Raw genomic sequence first — 24,582 nt, forward strand, 5'->3', positions numbered from 1 at the left:
CAGGCACATGCCGCCCACTGGGCGCCATGTGTCCGGCCTCAGCCCCCGGGGGGACGGCGATGCTTGCCGGATTGACCGGCAAGCACATCGCCAGCGCGTGCCGGCTAGGGAGCGGCCCGGCGCTCGGCCCGCAACTTCAATGCATTGCGGGTGTCGCGAATTCGGAATGGGCAACTAAAGTGGGCCCGACATGAACGCCCCCGTCGACCTCGCCGCCCGCCGTGCCGCACTCATCGCGGCCCTGGCACCGTTGCTGCCGGCCCATGCCCTGCTGCACCAGGCCGAGCAGACCACGCCCTATGAATGCGATGGCCTGACCGCCTACCGCCAGCGCCCGCTGGCCGTGGCCCTGCCCGAGACCGAAGCCCAGGTGGCTGCCGTGCTGAAGGCCTGCCACCGTCTGGGTGTGCCGGTCGTCGCGCGCGGCGCGGGCACGGGCCTGTCGGGCGGCGCGATGCCGCACGAGGCCGGCCTGACGTTGGCCCTGGCCAAGTTCAACAAGATCCTTTCGCTGGATCCACTGTCACGCACGGCGCGCGTGCAATGCGGCGTGCGCAACCTCGCCATCAGCGAAGCCGCGGCGACTCACGGCCTGTATTACGCGCCCGACCCCAGCAGCCAGATCGCCTGCACGATTGGCGGCAACATCGCCGAGAACAGTGGCGGCGTGCACTGCCTGAAGTACGGCTTGACGCTGCACAACGTGCTGCGCCTGCGCGGCTTCACCTCCGAGGGCGAGCCCATCGAGTTCGGCAGCGAGGCCCTGGACGCGGCGGGGCTGGACCTGCTGGCCCTGGTGGTGGGCAGCGAGGGCATGCTGGCCGTCGTCACCGAAGTCACCGTCAAGCTGGTGCCCAAGCCGCAACTGGCGCGCTGCATCATGGCCAGCTTCGACGATGTGCGCAAAGCCGGCGACGCGGTCGCGGCCATCATTGCGGCCGGCATCATCCCGGCGGGCCTGGAGATGATGGACAAGCCCATGACGGCTGCCGTCGAGGACTTCGTGCATGCCGGCTATGACCTCGATGCCGAGGCCATCCTGCTGTGCGAAAGCGACGGCACGCCCGAGGAGGTGGCCGAGGAGGTCGCGAAGATGGAAGCCGTGCTGCAGGCCAGCGGCGCCACGCGCTGCCAGGTCAGCGCCGACGAGGCCCAACGGCTCAAGTTCTGGAGCGGCCGCAAGAACGCCTTCCCGGCGTCGGGCCGCATCAGCCCCGACTACATGTGCATGGACTCGACCATCCCGCGCAAGCACCTCGCCACCATCCTGCTCGACATCCAGCAGATGGAAAAGAAATACGGCCTGCGCTGCGCCAATGTCTTCCATGCCGGCGACGGCAACCTGCACCCGCTGATCCTGTTCGATGCCAACGACCCCGACCAGCTGCACCGCTGCGAAGCTTTCGGCGCCGAGATCCTGGAGCGCAGCGTCGCCCTGGGCGGCACGGTGACGGGCGAGCACGGTGTCGGCGTCGAGAAGCTCAACTCCATGTGCGTGCAGTTCAGCACCGAGGAGCGTGAGCAGATGCTGGCGTTGAAGCGCGCCTTTGACCCTGCCGGCACGCTGAACCCGGGCAAGCAGATCCCGTCCCTGAGCCGCTGCGCCGAATACGGCCGCATGCATGTGAAGCGCGGCCTGCTGGCCTTCCCGGAACTGGAGCGGTTTTGAGCTTTGCGGACCTGCAGACCCGATTGCGCGATGCCCGCGAGCCGCTGCGCATCCAGGGCCATGGCAGCAAGGATTTCTATGGCGAGGCGCCGCACGGCGAGCTGCTGTCCACCCTGGAGATGAATGGCATCACCGCCTACGAGCCCAGCGAGCTCTTCATCAGCGCGCTGGCCGGCACGCCGTTGGCCGATGTCGAGGCCATGCTGGCCCGCCAGCAGCAGCGCCTGGCTTTCGAGCCACCGCGCTTTGGTGGCAAAGGCACCGTGGGCGGCATGGTGGCTGCCGGCCTGTCAGGGCCGACGCGGGCGGCGCTGGGCTCGGTGCGTGACCATCTGCTGGGCGCCGTGATGATCAATGGCAAGGGCGAGCTGCTGAGCTTTGGCGGCACGGTCATGAAGAACGTCGCCGGCTTCGATGTCAGCCGCGCGCTGGCGGGGTCGCTGGGCGTGCTGGGGTTGATTACCGAGGTGACCTTGAAGGTGCTGCCCCTGCCGGCCGCCACGGCAACATTGCGCTTCGATTTCGACCAGTCCGCTGCCTTGATGGCGATCAACCGCTGGGGCGGTGAGCCCCTGCCCATCGAGGCCAGTGCCTGGTGGGACGGTGCCTTGCTCGTGCGACTGGCCGGCGCGAACGCGGCCGTTGAGGCCGCGGCACGCAAGTTGGGTGGTGATGTCATTCCGCGCGACATGGCCCAGCCCTTCTGGACCGGGCTGCGCGACCACAGCGACGAGTTCTTCATCGGCGCCGAGCGTGCGGTGGCGGGCGGCGCGCGGCTTTGGCGGCTGTCCCTGCCGAGTGCGACGCCCGAGCTCAAGTTGCATGGCGAGCAGCTCATCGAATGGGGCGGCGCGCAACGCTGGGTCGTCACGCCCATGCCGCCGGCCGGCGTGCGTGATGCCGCAGCAGCTGTGGGCGGGCATGCGACGCTGTTCCGCGCCCAGGACAAGGGCGTGGGCGTGTTCGCGCCGCTGAGCGCGCCGTTGGCGGCCATCCACAAGCGGCTCAAGGCCTCCTTCGACCCGCATGGCGTGTTCAACCCGGGGCGGCTCTACGCCGGGCTTTGATGATCCAGCCCATCCATGACGCCGCCCAGCGCGGCTACACCAACGCCCCCGACAGCTATCAGCGTGGTCGGCCGGAGTACCCGCAGGCCCTCGCCGCCTGGCTGGACGCGACGCTCGGCGTACGCAAGGGCGCGCGTGTCGTCGATCTGGGCGCGGGCACCGGCAAGTTCACCCAACTGCTGGCTCGCACCGGTGCGGCCGTGACGGCGGTGGAGCCGGTCGATGCGATGCGCGAGAAGCTGTTGCAGAGCCTGCCCGGCGTGCGGGCACTTGCCGGCACGGCCGAAGCCCTGCCGTTGGCCGATGGTGAGGCCAACGACCTGGTCTGCGCCCAGGCCTTTCACTGGTTTGCCAACGACCAGGCCCTGCGTGAGATGCACCGTGTGCTGCGGCCCGGCGGTCGGCTGGGGCTGGTCTGGAATGTGCGGGACGAATCCTGCGACTGGGTCGCGGCCATCACCGAGATCATCACGCCCTACGAAGGCGATGCGCCGCGCTACTACACCGGGCAGTGGAAGCGTCCCTTCGAGGGCCAGACCCTGTTCGCGCCGCTGCAGCTGACGGAGTTCCCGCACAGCCATGAGGGTTCGTTCGAGCAGGTCGTCATTGACCGCATCGCTTCGGTGAGCTTCATCGCTGCGTTGCCCCAGGCCCAGCGCGAGGTCGTGGAGGCGAAGTTGCGTGCGCTCCCGCAGCGCTTCGCCGCATTGCGCGAACCCGTGATCGCCTTCCCCTATGTGACGCAGGCCTGGTGCGCCGAGCGTCTTGCCAGCAACTGACGGCATGCAGACCACCCTCGCTCCCGAATTCGCCGGCACCCACGATGGCACTGAGGCCGAGGCCATCCTGCGGCGCTGCGTGCACTGCGGCTTCTGCACGGCCACCTGCCCGACCTACCAGCTGCTGGGCGACGAGCTCGACGGCCCGCGCGGCCGCATCTACCTGATCAAGCAGGTGCTCGAAGGCGCTGAACCCACGCGCGAGACGCAGCTGCATCTGGACCGCTGCCTGACCTGTCGCAACTGCGAGACGACCTGTCCGTCGGGCGTCGAATACGGCCGCCTGGTCGACATCGGCCGGCGCGTCGTCGACGCCAAGGTCGAACGCCCGGCTGGCGAGCGTCGCACGCGCTGGCTGTTGAAGGAAGGGCTGACCTCGTCGCTCTTCAAACCAGCGATGAAGCTGGGCCAGATGTTCCGGCCCCTGGTGCCGGCGTCACTGAAGGACAAGGTGCCGGCCAGGCCGCCGGCCACGGCGCATGACTGGCCGACGCGCCAGCTCAACCGCAAGGTCGCGCTGCTGCTGGGCTGCGTGCAGCCGGCCATGGCGCCCAACATCAACAGCGCGACGGCGCGGGTGCTGGACGCGGCCGGCATTCAGACCGTGGTGGCCGATGGCGCCGGCTGCTGTGGTGCCATTCGCGAGCACCTCGGTGATCACGAGGCAGCGCTCAACGACATGCGCCGCAATATCGACGCCTGGTGGCCGCTGGTCTCGGGCCTCGGCGAGCGCGTCGAGGCCCTGGTCATGAACGCCTCGGGCTGTGGCGTCATGGTCAAGGACTACGCCCATCTGCTGGCCCACGACCCCGCCTATGCCGACAAGGCCAGGCGCGTCAGCGAGATGACCAAGGACCTCAGCGAGCTGCTGCCCGAGCTGGTGCCCACGCTGAAGGCGCGGCTCAAGGCCAAACCCGGCTCGCTGGCCTACCACCCGCCCTGCACGCTGCAGCATGGCCAGAAGCTCAAGGGCGGCGTTGAAGGCGCGCTGCGCGACCTCGGCTTTCGCATAGCCTGCGCGCCGACTGACAGCCATCTCTGCTGCGGCTCGGCTGGTACCTATTCGGTGCTGCAGCCCGAGCTGTCCAAGCAGCTGCGCGACCGCAAGCTGGCGGCGCTCGCGCCGCTGCAGGCCGAGCAGATCGTGTCGGCCAATATCGGCTGCATCCAGCATCTGCAAAGCGGCACGACCCAGCCGGTGCGGCATTGGGTCGAGGTGCTGGATGACGCGCTGAGGGGGCTGAGCGGGTAAATGCTCGAGTGAGCTTGCTGTGGGTGCAGCGGGTCAGCCAATGACGGGTGTCACCCTGAGCGGTCGGCCAGCAGATGGTTTTGGCTTCCTGTAACGGTCGTTCTCATCCCCCGACGGCCGCTGGCTGGAGGAACGTTCGCAAATTGGATGCGTCCCGGCTGGGGAGGTCCACCGATAGCGGGCTAGGACAAGCTGCTCGGAGCCGTTGCTATCGCGGCCGTTCCTGTGACCTGCGCCTGCCGGCGCCATTCGCGCGGCGAGCAATTGAAGCGATCACGGAAGGCCCTGCTGAAATGTGCGGCATCGTTGAAGCCCCACCTGAAGGCGATCTCTGCCACCGACACCTTGGCCCGGCGAGAATCGAGCAACTCTCTGCTACAAGCCTCGAGCCTCCGACTCCAGAGGTACTGGGAAGGAGACAGTGGTTCGGTCTTGAACAGCCGGTGAAGATGCCCGACTGACATGGCAAGCTCTGCGGCGATCAACTCAATGCTCAGCGCTGGGTCATGAAGTCGGTCATCGATGCATTGCCTGATGCGCGCAACGTGATAAGCGCTCATCGAGGACAACTCGGCCTTCCTGCAGGCGGGCAGCGATTGCAAACCCGCCACGAGCACATTCACCACGCCGCTGGCCACGGCAGCCGCAGAAGCCGGCAGCAGGCTGTCCACCTCATCTCGCAAGGTGCTAATCATGTTGATTAGAAGGTGTCCGGCTCCGGTGCGGCCGGACACGGTTGTCGCCGTAAGCCCTTCCGTGTTGTGGACCAGGGAGCGAAGCAGATCACCACGCAGCTTCAGCACGATCTCCTCGAAGTCGTCTCCAAAGTGCAGCACATAGGGCCGTGTGCTGTCGTAGATCGCAAAATCCCCTGGGGACATCACCGCATCGCGCCCGTCCTGGGAAATGACGGCATGGCCTTGGGTTTGAAGGCTCACGATGAAGTAGTCGTCCGACGCCTTGGAGATGACATGCGGCGTTCGCATCACGCGCTGCGCGCCCGAAGTCACCACCGACAGGTCCAGCCCCGGCAGTTGATGGCTGAGGATCGAGCCTCTGAAGTCGTCGCTCTCTTTGGCGTCGCATTCAAGCTGCACGTACGTCGTGCAGATCATGTCGACCCAATATGCAAGGCGCTGGTCGGGTGCTACGGCATCTGTGGTCAGAACTTGACTCATCGCGATCCCAAGGAATTCAGGACGGGTTGTGGTTTAGGAGAGCGAAGCAGGTTGATTTCGATCAGATGCAATGCTCCTCCAAGCCCGCTTTGTCCTCAAGCAAGCTGTGTGCCGGAAAACACCTAGAAGCGCGGCAAAGTCAATAGTTCCGCGAGCTAGAAGCAAGACGCCAAACCGGGCGCGGGGCGTGCGCGTGCCCTAGGTGATGGCCCATGCGCCCGACAAAGCGCTCTTTCCTGCCTTGTTGTGAAGGCCAGACAAGAGGACCGCGAGTCGCGGACAAGACGCAATCGCTGTCGAGACCGAGCATAGGAATGCCCGATCAAGAAGTCTTCTTCATCGGAAATCGAATTGCAGACCAAATCCGAGGAGGAAACCATGCCAAGTCAAGCCCACCCCAAGCTCCGCGTAGCTGCCGTCCAGGCTTCGCCCGTGTTTCTGGACCTCGACGCGACGATCGACAAGACGATCAAGCTGATGAAGGAAGCCGCCGAGCAAGGCGCAAAGCTGGTGGCATTTCCGGAGACGTGGATCCCGGGCTACCCGTGGTGGATCTGGCTGAACTCGCCGGCCATGGGCATGCAATACGTGCAGCGCTACAACGACAATTCGCTGGTGGTCGGCTCGGCCGAATTCAAGCGCTTGGCCCAAGCCGCGGGCGATCTGGGCATCTGGATGTCGACCGGGTACAGCGAGCGCGCCGGGGGCAGCCTCTACATCGCGCAGGCCCTGTTCGACGATCAGGGTCGGGTGGTCAAGACCCGCCGCAAGCTCAAGCCCACGCATGTGGAACGCACCGTCTTCGGAGAGGGCGACGGCAGTGACCTCGCCGTGATGGAAACCACCATCGGCAATGTCGGCATGCTGGCCTGCTGGGAGCATCTGCAACCTCTCAGCAAGTACGCCATGTACGCGCAGAACGAGCAGATCCACGTCGGTGCGTGGCCGAGCTTCTCGGTCTATCGCGGTGCTGCGCACGCGCTCGGCGCCGAGGTCAACAACGCCGTCAGCCAGGTCTATGCGGTGGAAGGGCAGTGCTTCGTGGTGGCGCCTTGCGCGACGGTGTCCAAGGCCATGCACGAAATGCTGTGCACCGACCCCCTCCAAAAGCAGCTCTTGCTCGAAGGCGGCGGCTTCGCGCGCATCTACGGCCCGGATGGCTCGCCGATGGGGACCAACCTGCCCGAAACCGAAGAGGGCTTGGTAGTCGCCGACATCGATCTGGGAATGATCTCCCTGTCGAAGGCGGCAGCTGACCCGTCCGGACACTATTCGCGGCCCGACGTGACCCGCCTGCTGCTGGACAACACACCACGCGAGCGTGTGGTGCTGCAGCGGCGTGCGGCGGTTCAAGGGCTCGAATCGAACGAAGCCGATGTCGCAAAAACTGAGTTGGAACTCGTTGTCGGCTTGGCCCGCCAAGCTTGAGGAGCGATGCCATGACCCAATTCGCCTACACGCAAAAGGCCCTTGAACTGCAGAAGCGCTTTGACACCGAAGCGCTAGCCGCCGCCGAGTTGCAGGTAATTGTTCACGCCAGCTTGTCGCCGCCCGATCGCGCCTTCATCGCGCAGGCCGAGTTCTTCTGGCTGTCATCCGTTGACCCTCAGGGCTCCCCCACAGTCAGCTTCAAAGGTGGCGCGCCGGGCTTCGTGCACATGCCCGACGACAAGACCTTGCTGTTCCCTTGCTTCGATGGCAACGGCATGTTCTTTTCGATGGGCAACATCGCCTCCACGTCGAAGATCGGCATGCTGTTCATGAGCTTCGAAACGCCGAGCCGTCTTCGAGTTCAGGGCAATGCTCACCTCACCGACGATCCAGCCGTGGTGGGCCTGTGGCCTGGCGCGCAATTCGGCATCAGGGTCGAGATCACTGCACTGATCACGAACTGCCCTCGCTACATCCCGCGCATGCAGCGCGTGGAAGGGTCCCGCTACGTGCCAGACGCCAAGTCCGGCCACCAGCCGATCCCGGGTTGGAAGCGCATCGATGCCATACAAGGCGTGCTGCCTCAGCGCGATCAGGGCAAAGCCGACGACGTTGGCGGGCTGATCACCATGGACGAATGGGGTGCGATGGTGATGAAGGGTGACCCGCTCGCTTGAGGCCATCACCTCGACCACTTCACTCTTCCACATCTCCAAGCCCGCGCGCAGGTCCAGGACCGAGTTCGCGCTCATTCAATCCATCAACTCCAGTCCTGCAACTTCATGAAATCAGCTCAGCAAATTCTTCGCAAGGCTTTTCGCCTCCGCACGGCGAGCCTCACCGGTGCTTTGGGTTTGGCCCTTGCCGCTCCGGCACACGCGCTCGAAGTGACCGCAGGCGACTACGAAATCTACCCGGCTGGCGTCAACATTGGATTGCTCTACTACCAGCATGCCGAGCGCTCTGATCTGTATGCCACCGGCACCAAGATGTCGAACAATTTCAATCTCAAGTCTGACATTGGCCTGCTCCGCTACATCCGCCCCATCAAGCTCAATGACACCGCAACGCTCGACCTGAACGTCATTCTGCCGTTCGGTGAACTGAAGGGCAGCGGGGACGCGAGCGTCTTGGGCAAAGCAAGTGGCGTGGCCGATCTCATCGTGGGCGCTCCGGTCAAGTTCCTTCTTGACCCGACGACGAAGGATGCGTTCAGCGTCGGCACTTTCGTCTACCTGCCGACCGGCAACTATGACAATGCCAAGCCGCTCAACCTGGGCGAGAACCGCTGGAAGGCCTTGTTGCAGCTTGCGTACGTCGGGCACTTCGGGTCGACGTGGGCACTTGATGCCGTCGGCGATGTGCTGGTGCACGGCAAGAACGACAAGTTCGGTCCCACCAAGGCCACCCTGAAACAAGACCCGCGATTCGAAGTGCAGGGGCATTTGCGCTACATCCTGTCGCCGGCCACCGCGCTGTCTGCTGGGATTGGGCACTACTGGGGAGGTGAAACGGAAATCAACGGTGTCGCGCAGAGCGACAAGTTGAAGACAACCTACGCTCGCTTGACGGCGACACACTTCATCGACCAAACAACCCAGCTGCAAGCACAGTTGGGGCAGGACGTCTCGGTCGAGAGCGGTCCCAAAGAGAAGGCTCGCATCAACCTGCGATTCGCGAAGATCTTCTGATCAGACTCGCTCCACAAGGGGTGGCAACACGTCCTGGCCTTCCGACCCCCGTGCCCCGTGCTTCACGCGGGGCACAGTGCGTGTTCGGATGTGACCTGCACCTACATCAGACCGGTCTCTCATGAGTGCCGGCAAATGGCCGAAAGCCGCCCGACACGCATGTCTGCCGGTAAGGCGCACCGAGCCGACGCCCCGCCTTCGTCCTAGACGCGGAACGTCGACACCAGCTTCACCAACTCGTCCGCCTGCTGCTTCAGGCTCTCAGCCGCTGCTGCGCTTTCCTCGACGAGGGCGGCGTTCTGCTGCGTGGCCTGGTCCATCTGCGTGATGGCCTGGCCGACCTGGCTGACGCCGGTGCTCTGCTCGCGGCTGGCCGAGCTGATCTCGCGCACGATCTGCGCGACGCGGCCAATGGCAGTCACGACTTGCGCCATCGTCTCGCCGGCCTTGTTCACCAGCACGGCGCCCTGCTCGACGCGCTCGACGCTGTCGCCGATCAGGCCCTTGATCTCCTTGGCCGCGTCGGCGCTGCGCTGGGCCAGCATGCGCACCTCGCTGGCGACGACGGCAAAGCCGCGCCCCTGCTCGCCGGCCCGTGCGGCCTCGACCGCGGCGTTCAGCGCCAGGATGTTGGTCTGGAAGGCGATGGCGTCGATGGTGCCGATGATGTCGCCGATCTTGCGTGAACTCTCTTCGATGCCTTTCATGCGCTGCACCGCCTCGCCGACGACTTCGCCGCCCTGGCGCGCCACCTGGCTGGCGTCATGCGCGAGCTTGTCGGCCTCGCCGGCGTTGTCGGCATTGAGCTTCACGGTGGCCGACAGCTCCTCCATCGACGCCGCCGTCTCTTGAATGGCGCTGGCCTGCTGCTCGGTGCGTGCCGACAGGTCGTTGCTGCCATGCGAGATCTCGGTGCTGGCCGTCGCCACGCCGCTGGCGTTCTCGCGCACCGAGCCGACGAGATGGCGCAGCGCCTGCTGCATCTGCGCCAGCGCCTGAGTCAACTGCGCGGTCTCGTCGCTGCCCACGCTGCGGATGTCGCGCGACAGGTCGCCATGCCCCACCTCCTCGGCTTCGTGGATGGCCTCGCGCAGCGGGCCGACAACGGAGCGCGTGATCAGCCAGGCCGCCGCGATGCCTACGCTGAGGCAGGCGATGGCGATGACGAGCATGATCATCTGGGTGCGGCGCGCCTCCTCCATGACCTGCTGGGTCTCGAGGCGCACGCGCTCGCCCTGGAAGTCGGCCATGCGGCTGATGGCCGCGACATAGGCCTCGGAGGCCGGCCGCATCTTGCCTTCCAGCGTCTGCAGCGCAGCGTCGGCTTCGCCGGCCTTGAGCTGGGCGAAGACCTGGTTGCGGATGTCGACATAGGCCTTGCGGGCGTCGGCAATCTCCGTGAGCAGGGCCTTGTCGCGCTCGGTGTCCACCGCCTTGGTGAGGCTCTCCTGCAGTTCGGTGATCCTGGCACTCGTCGTCTTGATGATCGGCGAGAAGAACTCCGCCACGGGGCCCGAGCCTCCGGCGCGCGCGACGGCGTCGGTGCGCGTGACGTTGAGCTGGGTCGCCGTACGCCAGTCCTGGGCGAAGTCCTGGCGATGCTGCAGTTCCACCAGCAGGTCGATGTGAGGGCCGACGGCGCCGATCTGCCGGTAGCTCACGCCCAGGGCCACCGCCAGCAGCAGCAGCACGAGGCCGAAGCCCAGGCCCAGCCGGGTCCCGATTCGCATGGATTGCATGTTCATCACCGCCTCCAGGTTGATGGCGCGGCGGGCGGCTGTGATCGCGCACCCTGCCGGTGCGTTGACTCTACATGTTGACGGATGTGGCGGCGCAAAGGAAAACACCGCCTGGAGGGCGGTGTTGGTGAGGTGATGTCACCGTCCTTTGGTCTTTGCTCACATCGCTATGCGATATGAGCTTCGCCCACGTGTCGAACCGCGCTTGCGCGCGGCGGCCCTTACAGGCCGGCCGCAGCCCGCAGGGCAGCGGCTTTATCGACACGTTCCCAAGTGAACTCCGGCTCCTCACGGCCGAAGTGACCATAGGCCGCCGTCTTGGAATAGATCGGACGCAGCAGGTCCAGCATCTGGATGATGCCCTTGGGACGCAGGTCGAAGTGCTCGTTGACGAGCTTGGCGATCTGGTCGTCGGGGATGACGCCGGTGCCTTCGGTGTAGACGGTCACGTTCATCGGCCGGGCCACGCCGATGGCGTAGGCGACCTGGATCTGGCACTGGCGCGCCAGGCCGGCGGCGACGACGTTCTTGGCCACGTAGCGGGCGGCATAGGCGGCCGAGCGGTCGACCTTGGACGGGTCCTTGCCCGAGAAGGCGCCGCCACCGTGCGGGCAGGCGCCGCCGTAGGTGTCGACGATGATCTTGCGGCCGGTCAGGCCGCAGTCGCCCTGCGGGCCGCCGATGACGAAGCGGCCGGTCGGGTTGATCAGGTACTTGGTGTCGGCGCTGATCCATTCCTTGGGCAGCACGGGCTTGATCAGCTCTTCGCGGATGGCTTCGTAGAACTCGTCCGTCATGCGGTCGCCGAGCGAGTACTCGGGCGCGTGCTGGGTGGACAGCACGACGGTGTCGATGCTGTGCGGCTTGCCGTCCACATAGCGCATCGTGACCTGGCTCTTGGCGTCCGGGCGCAGGAAGGGCAGGCGGCCGTCCTTGCGCAGCTGGGCCTGGCGCTCGACGAGGCGGTGCGCGTAGTAGATCGGCGCGGGCATCAGCTCGGGCGTCTCGTCACAGGCGTAGCCGAACATCAGGCCCTGGTCGCCGGCACCGGTGTTGAGGTGATCGTCGGACGCATGATCGACGCCCTGGGCGATGTCGTTGGACTGCTTGTCGTAGGCGACCAGGACGGCGCAGCCCTTGTAGTCGATGCCGTACTCGGTGTTGTCGTAGCCGATGCGCTTGATGGTGTCGCGTGCGACCTGGATGTAGTCGACGTGGGCGTTGGTCGTGATCTCGCCGGCCAGCACGACCAGGCCGGTGTTGCACAGCGTCTCGGCGGCCACGCGGCTGCGCGGGTCCTGCTCGAAGATGGCGTCCAGGATGGCGTCCGAGATCTGGTCGGCCACCTTGTCGGGGTGTCCTTCCGAGACGGATTCAGACGTGAAGAGGAAATCGTTGGCCACTTTTAAACTCCGGTTGCTTCATTGGCGGCGTCGCCGTCGCTCCTGGAGGTGCGGCGAACGCTTTAGCGGGATTTGTGAATCGCCCCGCAAGTAGTTCAGTAACTCGGCGATCTGCGAAGTATAGGAAATATGGGTTGGGTCTTTCGCTTGCTGTCCCGGCTGCCCCTGGCGCTATTGCACGCTTTGGGGGCGCTGCTGGGTTGGGTTGTCTACTTCGCCTCGGGGACCTACCGGCGGCGTTTCCAAGCCAATGTGGCCCAGGCCGGCGTCGCCTGGAGCGAGGCGCGGCCCGCGATTGCGGCCGCCGGGCGCATGGCGGCGGAGCTGCCCTGGCTCTGGGTGGCTACCCGCGGCAAGCCGCTGGGCGACAAGCTGCAATGGGAGGGCGGCGAGCTGATCACGGCCGCCCTGGCCGAGAAACGCGGCCTGGTCATGCTGACGCCCCACATGGGCTGCTTCGAGATCTGCGCCCAGGCCATCGCCGAGCGCTTCACGACGCCCGAGTCACCCATCACCGTGCTGTACCGCCCGGCGCGGCAGGCCTCGCTACGCGAGGTGATGGCCGGCTCACGCGAGCGGCCCGGGCTGGCCACGGCGCCGGCGTCGCTGGCCGGCGTGCGCCAGATGATCCGCGCGCTGCGCAAAGGCGAGGTCATCGGCCTGCTGCCCGACCAGGTGCCACCCGATGGCCTGGGCGTGTGGGCGCCTTTCTTCGGCAAGCCGGCCTACACGATGACGCTGGCCGCCCGCCTGGTGCAGCAGACGGGCGCGTCCCTGCTGCTGATCTGGGGTGAGCGCCTGCCCGGCGGTGAGGGCTTCGTCGTGCACGTGCTGCCCGCGCCGGCCATCCCTGCCGAGGCGAGCAACGAGGCTGCCGCAGCGCTCGTCAACGGGGCCATGGAGAGCCTGATCCGCCGCGCGCCGGGGCAGTATCTGTGGGGCTACCACCGCTACAAGCAGCCGCGCGGCCTGGACATCGGCGCGGCACCTTAGGCCCTCAGCGTCGTTCCCGCCGCAGGCGGAGCAGCGCGATCAAGCCGAGCGACAACAGCAGCGCCGTCGCCGGCTCGGGCACGGCAGTCACCAGCAGGCTGGGGTCGCCACCGGTGATGGCCGTCAGGCGCAGCGTGTGCGAGGCGTCGGCCAGCACATCGGTCGTGTCGTAGGTCATCTGCACGCTGGCGCTGAGCTGGCTGATGAGGACGAAGCTCGCGCCGGGGTCCACCGTGATGCTGACCGAGAAATCACCGCCGAAGGCTTGCGGGTTGTAGAGCAGGCCCACACCGCTGTGGCTGCTGTAGCCGAAGTCGATCAGGCCGACCTCGAAGGACGGGTCCTGGCCGGTGTAGATGGCCGCTGATCCGAAGGCGCTGGCCCGGGTGCTGCTGAGCGTGCCGTCGACATGGAAGTCGAAGTGGTAGGTCGTCGTGCTGGCGCCGAGGTAGCGGTAGGTCTGCTGGGTGCGCGCGACGGCGCTGGCGGCATAGAGGTCGATGCCGATCTCCAGTTGCGCCGGGTCGGCGAGGATGACGACGGGCTCGTTGTCGGCCCGCGCATAGGCGCCCAGCAGCGGTGTGGCCAGGGCGCCCTGCAAGGCGGCGCTGGCGTGGTATTCGACGCCGCCGCCCAGGCTGTAGCCCGCCGTGTTGGGGTCGCCCACGGGCTGGCCGAGGTAGTCCACCTGGGCGGCCAGCGGGCCGCTCTGGCTTTGCACCGGGTTGCCGGTGAGGCCGAGCTGGAAATGCGGGCAGGTGCTGCAGCCGATCTGGAAATCGCCCCGGGCGGTGCCGCTGGCGGTGGCCAGGCCGGCCTGGCCCCAGGCGGCGCCACTGGCGAGCAGGGCGAGAGCGGTGAGCAGCGTGCGGATCTTCATGACAGGTCTCCCTTGCAAAGGCTGTGCGGGCCGGTGGCCCTGAATGCAAGGCTAGAGGGCGAGGCGCGTGAGCACCTCGGCGGCGTTACCCGGATTTGGGCGCGCACTACTCAGATTTCGCGCGCTGGATGGCGTCCTGGCGTGTCTTCACCCCGAGCTTCAGGAACACGGCGGCGACATGGTTCTCCACCGTGCGCTCGGAGCGGTGCAGCGTGGCTGCGATGGCGCGGTTGCTGTGGCCCTGCACGAGCAGCTCCAGGATCTCGCGTTCGCGTCCGGTCAGGCCCAGCGGGTCCTGCCGGGCATGGCCGTAGCGGCCACGCCCCACGCCGCTCACGCCCACGCGCCGCAGGCGCCGTCGCGCGTACTGCGCGGCCAGCCCGGCGCCCAGCCCTTGCAGCCGCTGCAGCCCATCGGCGATGGCGTCGGCATCGCCCCACAGCAGCGCCAGGGCCTGCTGGTAGGGGCAGCCCACCTCGCCCCAGGCCTGGCTGGCGGCGCGATGCCGGCCGCTAGCCTCCAGCGCGCAGGCCGCGGGCGCGTCGGCGGCGACGGCCTGCGGCTGGCCCAGGCGCGCAAGCCACACCTGGACCTGCGCCCGCCGCCACGGCCCCAGCCGCGTGGTCGCTCTGGCCAACGCTTCCTCCGCCAGCTGCCGCGCCCGCCCCGCCGGGCCCGACAAGGTCGAGAGTTCCACCTGCTGCACATCCACCGACATGAACCAGGGCCACACCGCCAGCTGCCGCCGTCCACTGGCCAGCTCCTGCCAGTAGGCCAGCGCACCCGGTTCCCCTCGGCGGGCCGCCTGCAGCGCAAGCAGATGGCCGACCTGCTCGCGTTGCAGCTCGTTCAGGTCAGGGCGGGCCTGGAGCTGGCGCAGGCCCGCCTCGCCGGCCGCCCAGTCGCCGCGCGCGATGTCGCCGCAAGCCTGGCGCACGCGCAGCGGCACGGCGAACAGGTCCAGGTCGCGCGCCTCGCAATACGCCAGCCCGGCCGTGCACAGGCGCTCCAGCTTGTCGTAGCGCGACGCGACCAGTGCGGCCGAGGCGAGGTTGGTCCAGGCGCGCGCGGCCAGTTCCTCCCGACCATCGGCCAGCGCCTGTTCGAGCGCGGCGTGCAGCTCGACCGTGCCCAGCCCCTCATCCGGCCCGCCCAGCCGCGCCGAGGCCAGCGTGATACGCGCGCCGAGGGCGCCCGCCGGGTCGCCGAGGCGGCCGAACAAGGCCAGGGCCTGGGCGGCGCCCGCCAGCGCCGCGCCGGTGTCGTCGTCCAGCAGATGCAGCTGGGCGTGGTTGGCCAGCGCGTGGGCCAGGGCCGGGCTGTCGGGGGCGTGCTCGTGCAGCAGGGCGATCGCGGCCTCGGCATGGGCCAGGCCGGCGCTGGCGCGGCCGCGCGTCCATTCGATGCGCGCCAGCAGGCTCAAGTGCTCGGCCCGGGCCAGCGGCCGCGCGCCGGCCAGGCTCAGCGCCAGGGCTGCGGCCTGCGCGGCCTCCTCGACCTGACCGGTCAGCAGGCATTCGATCGCCTGGGCGCGCGCCAGCGGCTCGACCTGCACGGCAGGCAGTTGTGCGGCGCGGCGCAGCGCCAGGCCGAACAGGGCCGCGGCCTGGCGGTGCGCGCCCGAGGCGGCCGCCAGTTCGGCGGCGCGCGGCGCCAGCCGGGCCACGGCATGGTCCAGGCCGGCGTGCTCGGCGTGATGCACCAGCCGCGCCGGTGCCGCGCCGCGCTCGCTCAAGGCGTCGAACACGGCGGCATGCAGGGCCGCGGCGCGGGGCCCCAGGGCTTCCAGCACGGTCAGCCGGGTCAGCTCGTGCGCAAAGCGCAGGCAATCGCCACCGGCCTGCAGCAGGTCACTGGTGACGACTTCGGCCAGCGCCTCGGGCTCCAGGCCGCAGGCATGGGCCAGCACGGCGGTCTCCAGCGGCGCGGGCGAGACGCTGGCCACATTGAGCAACTCGCGCGCCGGTGGCGACAGCCGCGCCACGCGCGCCAGCAGCGCGTCCCGCACYGACACCGGCAGGCCCTCGGCCAGCGGCGCGGCCAGCAGCTCCGTCACGAAGAAGGGATTGCCGCCGCTGGCCTCGAACAGGCCGGCGGCCGGGCGGCCGGCGCGGGCCGCCAGCGTGGACACGGCTGCGCGGCTCAGCGGCGCCAGGCTGAGGCTGCGCGCGCCCTGGCCGGCCAGGCCCGCGAGCGCCGCGCGCAGCGGGTGGGCCGGGCCCAGTTCACCGCCCCGCCAGCTCAGGCACAACAGCACCCGGGTGCCGGCGATGCGCCGGGCCAGGAAGCGCAGCAGGTCCAGCGTGGCGCCGTCGGCCCAGTGCAGGTCCTCGAACACCCAGACCCGCGGCCGGCGCGTCTGGCGTGCCACCTCCAGCAAGGCGGCAAACAGCTCGGCGGCCGGCGCACCGCGCCGCAGCAGTGCCGCGATCTCGCCGGGTAGTCGCGGCAGCATGTCCAGCAGCGGCCCCAGCGGCAGCGGCGTGATCAGCGGCTCGCAGGCGCCCCAGGCCCAGTCGATGGCGCTGCCGCCGGCGCGTTCCGCGGCACGCAGCAGCCGCGTCTTGCCCATGCCGGCATCGCCTTCGAGCAGCACGCAGCGGCCCTGGCCCTGCGTCGGGTCGGCCAAGGCGGCCAGGTCGGCGCGCAGGCCGGCCAGCGCGGCATCGCGCTCCAGCAGCGGCGGCTCGGGCAGTGGCATGGCGCCAAGCTTGCGCCGATTTGGCGGTCGCCCGCCTCCTCAAGATGCAGGGTCAGCCGTTCTTGACTGGCAGGCTCAGCCGCGCCTCCAGGCCGCCGCCGTCGCGCGGCAGCAGCTCCAGCGTTGCGCCCAGTGCCTGCGCGAGGCGCTGCGCAATCGCCAGGCCCAGGCCGGTGCCGCCGCTGGCGCGGTTGCGCGAGGCCTCCAGGCGCACAAAGGGCTGCAGCGCGGCCTGGCGCTGGTCGGCCGGGATGCCGGGGCCGCGGTCCAGCACGGCGATGCGCAGCTGGCTGTTGTCCAGCGTGACGACCACCTCCGCCGCGCCGGCGAACTTGACCGCGTTGTCGATGAGGTTGCCGACAACGCGGCGCAGCGCGCGTGGCCGCGTCGTCACCGGCGCAAGGGAAGAGGGCGCTTCAAGGCTGACTTGCTGGCCCGCGTCCTGGCCGTCGCAGACCAGGCCGTCCAGCAGCGCGACGAGGTCCACCGCCTGCGGCGCTTCCTCGGCCGCATGCGCACTGGCCGCGTAGTGCAGGCCCTCGGCAACCAGGCCGCGCATCTCGTCGATGTCGGCCAGCAGCTTGTCGCGCGTGTCGGTCTCGGCCAGCAGTTCGCTGCGCAGGCGCATGCGCGTCAGCGGCGTCTGCAGATCGTGTGTGACGGCGGCGAGGATTTCGGAGCGCTCGCGCAGGTGCTCCGCAATTCGGGCCTGCATGGCGTTGAAGGCACGCGCTGCGGAGGCCACTTCATGCGGGCCGTCCTCGGCCAACGGCTGGGCAGCCAGGTCGGCGCCGAGGCCATCGGCGGCATCGGCCAGGCGGCGCAGGGGCCGCGTCGCCAGCCTGACAGCCGCCGCGCCGCACAGCGCCAGCACGGCGATCTGCGCGACCAGCAGGGCCAGCGTTGCGCCGGACAGCTTCAGCCGTGGCGGCTGGGCGCGCAGCGTCAGCGCGCTGCCGTCGGCCAGCGTCAGCGCGAAGACCAGTTCGCCATCCGGCCTTGCACCCGCCGTGCCGATTCGCGCCGAACCCAGCTCCGCGGCCAGCGTTTGCGTGAGAGACAGCGCCAGCTCGTTAGCTGCCAGAGCGTCCTGCGGCGCGCCGAGTTCGTAGCGGTAGTTGGGCCGCGCCAGTCTCGGCAACCAGGCGGCACGCTCGGCCTCGGGCAAGCGGTCCAGCACGGCGACGGCCGTGGCCACATCGCGGCCGAGGTAGGCGTTGAGCATGCGGCCCATCACCTCGCCGCGCTCGGCCAGCCAGGCCAGGCTGGCCAGGCCATAAGCCAGCAGCAGGCCGGCGATCAGCAGGCCGGCGATGCGGCTGGCCAAACTCACTCCACGGCCTCGACATCCGCGCAGAACACATAGCCCTCATTGCGCACCGTCTTCAACAGCCGGGCCTCCTTGGCATCGTCGCGCAGGCGGCGGCGTAGGCGGCTGACGAGCAGGTCGATGGAGCGATCAAAGGGGTCGGCGTCGCGCCCTTGCGTGAGGTTGAGCAGCTGGTCGCGGCTGAGGATGCGCTGCGGATGGTCGAGCAGCGTGCGCAGCAGCCGGTATTCGCCGCCGGTCAGCGGCACCAGCGTGCCGGCGCCGTCCAGCAGATGGCGGGCCGTCGTGTCCAGCACCCAGTCGTTGAAGGCGAGGCGCCTGGCCTGGCGCTGCGGGCTTGTGCGCGGTGGCAGCTGGCGGGTACGGCGCAGCACGGCGCGGATGCGGGCGAGCAGCTCGCGCGTCGCGAACGGCTTGGCGAGGTAGTCGTCGGCGCCCATCTCCAGGCCGAGCACGCGGTCGGCCTCGTCGCCGCGCGCCGTCAGCATCAGCACGGGCAGGGGCTCGACCTCGCGTGCGCGGAGGTCGCGACACAGCGACAGGCCGTCCTCGCCGGGCAGCATCAGGTCGAGCACGACGAGGTCGATTGGCTCGGCGGCCAACACGGCGCGCATCTCCCGGCCCTGCGTCGCCGTGCTGACGCGATAGCCCGCGGCGCGCAGGTAGTCGGCCAGCAGCGTGAGCAGCTGGCGGTCGTCGTCGACAAGCAGCAGATGGTCGGGGCGCGGGTCCATGGCGGCCACGATAGCGGACGGGACCCGCTGTTTTGTATCGCTCTTTGTCTGTGCGGCCGGCGCGTGTCCACCGGCGACACATCGACATCGCGGCGATACCGCTGCGACCTGCAATGGCACCTCCTTCACTACTGACGAGGTGCTCATGCGAAACCTTCTGCTGATCCTCCTGCTCGCGGCCGGTGCGGCCCGTGCCGATGCCGACCCGCGTGGCCTGTGGCTGACGGCCAGCGGCAACCTGGAAGTGCGCGTCGCGCCCTGCGGCGCGGCCCTGTGCGGCAAGGTGGCGCGCGTCATCGCCAACCAGTCGATGAGCCGGCCCGGCGAGGCGATGGCGGCCGATGCCCAGCCCGCCCAGGAGGGCATGGACGTCCTCAGCGATTTCCTGCCCTCCGAACGCGAGACCCAGCCCGATGGCCGCAGCGCCGTCACCGAATGGCGCGGCCGCATCTTCAACCGCGAGAACGGCAAGACCTACGACTGCCTGATGTCGCTCGGCCCGACCGGCGAGCTGAAGCTGCGCGCCTATGTCGGCCTGCCACTGTTCGGCAGGACCCAGGCCTGGCAGCACGTGCCGGGAGCGTCGCAATGAGCGCCGTGCTGCCCGTGGCGGCTGCGTTCGGTGCCGGCCTGGCGACCGTGGCCAGCCCCTGTGTGCTGCCGCTGTTGCCGGCGCTGCTCGGTAGCAGCCTGGGGCCTGCCGACCGGTGGCGGCCGCTGCTGATCGTGCTGGGCTTTGTCGCGTCCTTCAGCGCACTGGCCCTGGCCTTTGGCGCCTCGGCCAGCGTGCTGGGCCTGTCGGCCGGTGCCTTGCGCGATATCGCGGCCGTGCTGCTGCTGGGTTTCGGCCTGCTGCTGGTCTGGCCGGCGGGTTGGGAGCGGTTGTCGCGCCCGCTGGGCCGTGTGGCCGACTGGGCCCAGCGCTTCGGTCATGGTGGCGGGCGGCTTGGCGCCCTGGCACTCGGCGCCAGCCTGGGCGCGCTGTGGACGCCCTGCGCTGGCCCGGCCCTGGCCAGCATCCTGGCCTTGGTCGCCAGCGCCGGTGATTCGCAGCAGGCGGCGGCCCTGCTCATTGCCTACGCCGTCGGCGCCGGCGGGCCGATGCTGGCCGTGGCCTATGGCGGCCAGCGCATCGCGCAGGGCCTGCGCGCCTGGTCGGGCCGGTTGCGCCGGGGGTTGGGCCTGCTCGTCATGCTGATGGCGGGGGCCAGCCTCGCCAATGTCAGCTCCACCTGGGTCGCGGCTCTGGCCGGGCCGGCCGGGTCGGCCCAGGGCCAGGTGATTGGCAAGCCCGCGCCCGAGATCGCCACCACGGGCGCCTGGATCAACAGCCCGCCGCTGACACTGCAGGCCCTGCGCGGCAAGCCCGTGCTCGTCGACTTCTGGACCTGGGACTGTGTGAACTGCTTGCGCAGCGTGCCGGTCATCGAACGCCTGCACCAGCGCTATGCGGCGCGCGGCCTGGTCGTCATCGGTGTGCACACGCCCGAGTTCGCCCATGAGCGGCCGCTGGACAGCGTGCAGGCGGCGGTGCGGCGGCTGGGCCTGCATTACCCGGTGGTGCAGGACAACGATTACCGCGTCTGGAAGGCCTTTGAGAACCGCTACTGGCCGGCCGCCTGGCTCATCGATGCCAAGGGCCGTGTCGTCTATCGCCACGAGGGGGAAGGGGGCGAGGCGGAGCTTGGAGCTGCCATAGAGAAGGCCTTGCGATAATCCCCTCATGAGATTGCGCTTCACCAAGATGCACGGCGCCGGCAATGACTTCGTCGTCATCGACGCAACGAAGCAGCCCTTCGCGCTGACCCCCGAGCAGATGCGCCTGCTCGGCGACCGGCGCTTTGGCGTCGGCTGCGACCAGATCCTCGTCATCGAACCCAGCCAGGACGCCGGCGCGGACTTCCGCTACCGCATCTTCAACAACACCGGCAACGAGGTGGAGCATTGCGGCAACGGCTCGCGCTGCTTCGTGCGCTACGTCGTCGATGTCGGGCTGACGGACAAGCGTGAGATCCGCGTCGACACGATGAACCGCCGCCTGCTGCTGAAGCTGCAGGACGATGGCCGTGTCACGGTGGACATGGGCGCGCCGGTGTTCGAGCACGCCGCCCTGCCATTCGATGCGAGCGGGCTCAAGCCCCATCTCGTGAACGGCTTCGAGCTCTGGCCCGTCGAGGGCGTGGAACTGGCCGTGCTGTCGATGGGCAACCCGCATGCGGTGCAGCGCGTTGACGATGTCGAGACGGCGCCGGTGCTGACCCAGGGCCCGCTGATCGAACACCATGCGCGCTTTGCCAAACGCGTCAACGCCGGCTTCATGCAGATCCTGAGCCGCGACCGCATCAAGCTGCGCGTTTTCGAGCGCGACGCTGGCGAGACGCTGGCCTGTGGCACGGGCGCCTGCGCGGCCGTCGTCGCCGGCATCAGCGCCGGCTGGCTGGACGAGGCCGTGGAAGTGCAGACGCGCGGCGGCCTGCTGCGCATCGAATGGGCGGGTGGACAGAACCCGGTGCTGATGACCGGCCCCGCAGTGAAAGTTTTTGACGGAGAGATCACGCTGTGAGTTCCAACCCGGCCGCTGACGCGGTGCAAGGCATCACCGAAACCGACATCGCCAACTACCTGGCGTCCACTCCCGGTTTCTTCGAACGCCACGCGGCGATGCTCGCCAGCGTGCAGCTGCAGCACCCGCATGGCGCACGCGCCGTGTCGCTGCAGGAGCGCCAGGCCGAGATGCTGCGCGACAAGATCAAGGGCCTGGAAATGCGCATCATCGACATGATCCGCAACGGCCAGGACAACGTCACCATCGCCGACCGCCTGCACCGCTGGACGCTGGCCGTCATGCGCGCGGTGGGCACGCCGGAGCTGCCCCATGTGCTGCTGGCCGAGCTGCGCCACCAGTTCATGATCCCGCAAGCCGGCCTGCGCTTGTGGGGCGTCGCTCCCGAGCATGAGGCCTCGGAGTTTGCCGCCTCGGTCAGCCCCGACGTGCGCAGCTTCGCCTCCAGCCTGAGCCAGCCCTATTGCGGCGTGAACTCCGGCTTCGAGGCGGCACGCTGGCTGGGCCTCAGCGAGAGCGGCGGCACGGCGACCTCGCTGGCCCTGATCCCGCTGCACCAGCCCAGCGCCAACGAGGACAAGCCCTTCGGCCTGCTGGTGCTGGGCTCGCCCGATCCGACGCGCTACACGGCCGAGATGGGCACCGACTTCCTGACCCGCGTCGGCGAGATCGCCAGTGCCGGGCTGGCGGGCTTGCTCGCTGCATGATGGAGTTGGCGCAGGACTTCACGGAGTTCTTGCAGCACGCCCGCGTGCAGCAGCGCCTGAGTCCGCGCACGCTGCGTATCTACACCGATGGCCTCGAACGCCTGCAGGCCATGTTGGTCGAAGCTGCGATCGACGCACGCAATCTGAACATCGCCCAGGCGCGCCGTCTCGCGGCCCTGTTGCATCGTGAAGGCCTGGCGCCGAAGTCCATCGCGCTGGTGCTGTCGGTCTGGCGCAGCGCCTACCGCTGGCTGGGCCTGCAGGGCCGCGTCACGCTCAATCCCTTCGACGGCCTGCGCGCGCCCAAGGCGCCCAAGCCTCTACCCAAGGCGCTGGGTGTAGACGACGCGGTGCAGCTCGCCGCCTACGCGCCCGTGGTGGCGGCCGACCCGGTGCTGGAGGCCCGCGACCGTGCCATGGTGGAACTGCTCTACGGCGCCGGCCTGCGGGCGTCCGAGCTGACAGGGCTGGATGCCCAGGCCAGCGGCCAAGCCGCTGGCTGGGTCGACCTGCAAGCCAATGAAGTGCATGTGCTGGGCAAGGGCGGCAAGCGCCGCAGCACGCCGCTGGGCCGTGCAGCGGCCGAGGCACTGCGCACCTGGCTGGCGGTGCGGCCCCAGGTCGTGGCGGCTGGCGAGGCGGCGCTCTTCGTCGGCTCTCGGGGCAAACGCATCGCCGGCTCGACGCTGCGCGCCATGCTGAGCGCACGCGCCGTCGCGGCCGGCAGCCCGGCCCACGTTCATCCGCACATGCTGCGTCACAGCTTTGCCTCGCACTTGCTGCAGTCCAGCGGTGACCTGCGCGCCGTGCAGGAGCTGCTGGGCCACGCCCACATCACGACGACCCAGGTCTACACCCAGCTGGACCATCAGCACCTGGCGCGCATCTATGACGCCGCGCACCCCCGAGCCAAGAAATGAGATTCCAAATCACGGCTTTGGCCGCGCTGGCGGCCTTGTTGCCCGCAACGACCTGGGCCATCCCTGACGACGTGCCGTTCGCACGCGTCGACACCCTGCGCCCTGCCGCCATCGAGAGCAACTGGACCCGCATGAAGCTGCCCGACGGTGGCCGCACGGCCTTTGCGTCGATCAGCTACATGATGGCCCTGGACGACGACTGGGGCTTCGGCCCCGGCGTGTATGGTGCGGCCAAGGGCAACTACGGCGGCATCTTCACCGTTGGCTTCACGGGGCAGCGGCGCTGGCGGCTGAGCAGCAACACCCACCTGGCGGCCAGCCTGTATGTCGGCGCGGGCGGCGGCCTGTCCAGCGACCAGCTGCGCTTCGGCGGCGGCCTGATGCTCAGGCCCGAGCTGTCGCTGCGCACCGAGGCCGGCGCCTGGTACACGGGCATTGGCATTTCGCAGATCCGCTTCCCGAGCGGCAACGTGAAGAGCGGCGTGGGCCTGAGCTTCTCGCTTGGCCGCTCGATGGGCTTTGCGAGCTTCTCGCCCGACGATGCCGGCCGCCCGGGCCGCGCCAGCCAACGTACCGGCCTGCAGTTCGACGAGATTTCGCTGACCGGTGGCTACGAGTCGCCGCGCTCGGTCAGCGTCGATCGCAACGGTGAACGGCGCACGCGGCGCGTCGGCAAGGCCGGCGCGGAGCTGCGTCAGTACATCGTCGACGGCAGCTGGTGGGGCATCGAAGCCGCAGGCGCAGCCCAGGGCGGCGCCGATGGCTACATGGAAGTGCTGGGCCAGATCGGCCAGGACTGGGCCGTCGGCTCGCCGCGCCTGCGCGCGGGCGGACAGGTGGGCGCGGGCCTGGCCGGCGGCGGCAACCTGGACACCGGCAGTGGCCTGTTGCTGCGCGGTGGCCCGACGCTGCGCTGGATCACGCCCTGGGGCCCCAGCCTGCGCCTGGATGCGGGCTTGAGCCATGCCCCCCGCGGCAACTACAGCGCCCGCTTCGTGCGCGCTGTCATCTCGATGCCGCTGGACCGCGCACCCGTGGCCCTCGCCGACGACAGCGGCGGCATCGTGCGCGCGCAGCAGCTTGGCGCCAGCGTCATGCACCTGCCGCGCGTGCGCTTCAAGGACGGGCGCCGCGAAGGCGTCAGCCACCTGGCCGTCACCATGTCGCGTGAGTTCACCTCCAGCTTGTACGGCACGGCGCAGGCGGGAAGCGCGGCGGCCGGCCACGCAGGCGCCTACTCCTTCGGCCTGATCGGCCTGGGCGTGCAGAGCGCGCCGCTGTGGAGGGGGATGCGGGTGGGCGCGGAATGGCTGGTGGGTGCGGCTGGCGGTGGTGGCGTGCAGGTGGGCGGCGGCGCCGTGACGCAGGCCGAGCTGTGGGCGCAATGGCGCGTTGGCGAACGGCTGCGGCTGCGCACCGGCCTGGGCGAGTTCCGCACCATGCGCGGCAGCAGCCAGTCCACGCCCGTGGTCCATGTCGGCCTGAACTACGCCTTCGGGACGTTGCAGCGATGAACAGTTGCCCCCACGCGCCCACACGTGTGGC

At 68.9% G+C, this 24,582-nt stretch carries 21 protein-coding genes; 14 read left to right on the forward strand and 7 right to left on the reverse strand.

All coding sequences use genetic code 11. From position 1 onward, the window contains the following. The first annotated feature begins 190 nt into the window (after positions 1-190). Genes ACXJLH_RS24485 through glcF form a run of 4 tightly spaced genes read left to right on the forward strand, consistent with a single transcriptional unit; the run spans position 191 to position 4,767 of the window. Entirely contained in the window at positions 191-1,669 is a 1,479-nt protein-coding gene (locus ACXJLH_RS24485) for an FAD-linked oxidase C-terminal domain-containing protein (RefSeq protein ID WP_457446862.1), read from the forward strand. Next, positions 1,666-2,736: a glycolate oxidase subunit GlcE gene (gene glcE / locus ACXJLH_RS24490; protein ID WP_457446864.1), complete on the forward strand. Its 1,071-nt coding sequence runs from the start codon at positions 1,666-1,668 to the stop codon at positions 2,734-2,736. The genes ACXJLH_RS24485 and glcE overlap by 4 nt, the downstream gene beginning before the upstream one ends. A gap of 2 nt (positions 2,737-2,738) precedes the next feature. Continuing rightward, complete coding sequence (locus ACXJLH_RS24495) at positions 2,739-3,515, forward strand: class I SAM-dependent methyltransferase (protein WP_457446902.1); 777 nt, start codon at positions 2,739-2,741, stop codon at positions 3,513-3,515. A gap of 4 nt (positions 3,516-3,519) precedes the next feature. Next, the gene (glcF, locus tag ACXJLH_RS24500; RefSeq protein WP_457446865.1) at positions 3,520-4,767 is read left to right on the forward strand and encodes a glycolate oxidase subunit GlcF; all 1,248 of its coding nucleotides are present in this window, start codon (positions 3,520-3,522) and stop codon (positions 4,765-4,767) included. A 182-nt stretch (positions 4,768-4,949) separates the two neighbouring features. On the opposite strand, the gene ACXJLH_RS24505 is transcribed toward glcF, so the two are convergent. Next, entirely contained in the window at positions 4,950-5,945 is a 996-nt protein-coding gene (locus ACXJLH_RS24505) for an AraC-like ligand-binding domain-containing protein (protein WP_457350433.1), read from the reverse strand. A 378-nt stretch (positions 5,946-6,323) separates the two neighbouring features. On the opposite strand from ACXJLH_RS24505, the gene ACXJLH_RS24510 reads away from it, so the two are divergent. The 3 genes from ACXJLH_RS24510 to ACXJLH_RS24520 all read left to right on the forward strand — a co-directional run bounded on the left by ACXJLH_RS24510 (position 6,324) and on the right by ACXJLH_RS24520 (position 9,067). Continuing rightward, positions 6,324-7,373: a carbon-nitrogen hydrolase family protein gene (locus tag ACXJLH_RS24510; RefSeq protein ID WP_457446904.1), complete on the forward strand. Its 1,050-nt coding sequence runs from the start codon at positions 6,324-6,326 to the stop codon at positions 7,371-7,373. A gap of 11 nt (positions 7,374-7,384) precedes the next feature. After that, entirely contained in the window at positions 7,385-8,053 is a 669-nt protein-coding gene (locus ACXJLH_RS24515) for a pyridoxamine 5'-phosphate oxidase family protein (RefSeq protein WP_457446867.1), read from the forward strand. Between the two features lie 105 nt (positions 8,054-8,158). Beyond that, a complete protein-coding gene (locus ACXJLH_RS24520; RefSeq protein ID WP_457446869.1) occupies positions 8,159-9,067 on the forward strand; it encodes a transporter in 909 nt (302 codons plus the stop codon). A 203-nt stretch (positions 9,068-9,270) separates the two neighbouring features. On the opposite strand, the gene ACXJLH_RS24525 is transcribed toward ACXJLH_RS24520, so the two are convergent. Together ACXJLH_RS24525 and metK are read right to left on the reverse strand one after the other, a co-directional pair. Then, a complete protein-coding gene (locus tag ACXJLH_RS24525; RefSeq protein ID WP_457350427.1) occupies positions 9,271-10,812 on the reverse strand; it encodes a methyl-accepting chemotaxis protein in 1,542 nt (513 codons plus the stop codon). Positions 10,813-11,027: 215 nt separating this feature from the next. After that, on the reverse strand, positions 11,028-12,209 hold the full coding sequence (gene metK, locus ACXJLH_RS24530; protein WP_457350425.1) for a methionine adenosyltransferase: 1,182 nt from the start codon (positions 12,207-12,209) through the stop codon (positions 11,028-11,030). Positions 12,210-12,338: 129 nt separating this feature from the next. Here metK and ACXJLH_RS24535 point away from each other — a divergent pair, with 129 nt between their 5' ends. Continuing rightward, positions 12,339-13,202: a lysophospholipid acyltransferase family protein gene (locus ACXJLH_RS24535; RefSeq protein WP_056205353.1), complete on the forward strand. Its 864-nt coding sequence runs from the start codon at positions 12,339-12,341 to the stop codon at positions 13,200-13,202. Positions 13,203-13,206: 4 nt separating this feature from the next. Here ACXJLH_RS24535 and ACXJLH_RS24540 read toward each other — a convergent pair whose 3' ends face one another. From ACXJLH_RS24540 to ACXJLH_RS24555, 4 genes are all read right to left on the reverse strand, one after another. Continuing rightward, on the reverse strand, positions 13,207-14,082 hold the full coding sequence (locus tag ACXJLH_RS24540; RefSeq protein ID WP_457446871.1) for a PEP-CTERM sorting domain-containing protein: 876 nt from the start codon (positions 14,080-14,082) through the stop codon (positions 13,207-13,209). A gap of 106 nt (positions 14,083-14,188) precedes the next feature. Then, positions 14,189-16,783: an ATP-binding protein gene (locus ACXJLH_RS24545; RefSeq protein WP_457446873.1), complete on the reverse strand. Its 2,595-nt coding sequence runs from the start codon at positions 16,781-16,783 to the stop codon at positions 14,189-14,191. A 52-nt stretch (positions 16,784-16,835) separates the two neighbouring features. Continuing rightward, the gene (locus ACXJLH_RS24550) at positions 16,836-18,116 is read right to left on the reverse strand and encodes an ATP-binding protein (protein ID WP_457446875.1); all 1,281 of its coding nucleotides are present in this window, start codon (positions 18,114-18,116) and stop codon (positions 16,836-16,838) included. Beyond that, entirely contained in the window at positions 18,113-18,847 is a 735-nt protein-coding gene (locus tag ACXJLH_RS24555; RefSeq protein WP_457446876.1) for a response regulator, read from the reverse strand. Before ACXJLH_RS24555 ends, ACXJLH_RS24550 begins: the two co-directional genes overlap by 4 nt. Before the next feature lie 145 nt (positions 18,848-18,992). Between ACXJLH_RS24555 and ACXJLH_RS24560 the strand changes: the two genes are divergently transcribed. Genes ACXJLH_RS24560 through ACXJLH_RS24585 form a run of 6 tightly spaced genes read left to right on the forward strand, consistent with a single transcriptional unit; the run spans position 18,993 to position 24,551 of the window. Next, positions 18,993-19,439 (forward strand): DUF2147 domain-containing protein, encoded by a 447-nt coding sequence (locus tag ACXJLH_RS24560; protein ID WP_457446878.1) that lies wholly within the window; start codon positions 18,993-18,995, stop codon positions 19,437-19,439. Further along, entirely contained in the window at positions 19,436-20,563 is a 1,128-nt protein-coding gene (locus ACXJLH_RS24565; RefSeq protein WP_457446880.1) for a cytochrome c biogenesis protein/redoxin, read from the forward strand. The genes ACXJLH_RS24560 and ACXJLH_RS24565 overlap by 4 nt, the downstream gene beginning before the upstream one ends. Before the next feature lie 7 nt (positions 20,564-20,570). Further along, positions 20,571-21,410, forward strand: coding sequence for a diaminopimelate epimerase (gene dapF, locus ACXJLH_RS24570; protein WP_457446882.1), 840 nt, complete (start codon positions 20,571-20,573; stop codon positions 21,408-21,410). Then, entirely contained in the window at positions 21,407-22,117 is a 711-nt protein-coding gene (locus ACXJLH_RS24575; RefSeq protein ID WP_056205335.1) for a DUF484 family protein, read from the forward strand. Before dapF ends, ACXJLH_RS24575 begins: the two co-directional genes overlap by 4 nt. Next, positions 22,114-23,037 carry a tyrosine recombinase XerC gene (locus ACXJLH_RS24580; protein ID WP_457446884.1) on the forward strand — a complete coding sequence of 308 codons (924 nt, stop codon included), beginning with the start codon at positions 22,114-22,116 and terminating at the stop codon, positions 23,035-23,037. Before ACXJLH_RS24575 ends, ACXJLH_RS24580 begins: the two co-directional genes overlap by 4 nt. Next, positions 23,034-24,551 (forward strand): hypothetical protein, encoded by a 1,518-nt coding sequence (locus ACXJLH_RS24585; protein ID WP_457446886.1) that lies wholly within the window; start codon positions 23,034-23,036, stop codon positions 24,549-24,551. The genes ACXJLH_RS24580 and ACXJLH_RS24585 overlap by 4 nt, the downstream gene beginning before the upstream one ends. Positions 24,552-24,582 lie beyond the last annotated feature (31 nt).

This window comes from Roseateles sp. P5_E4, from assembly GCF_054049255.1.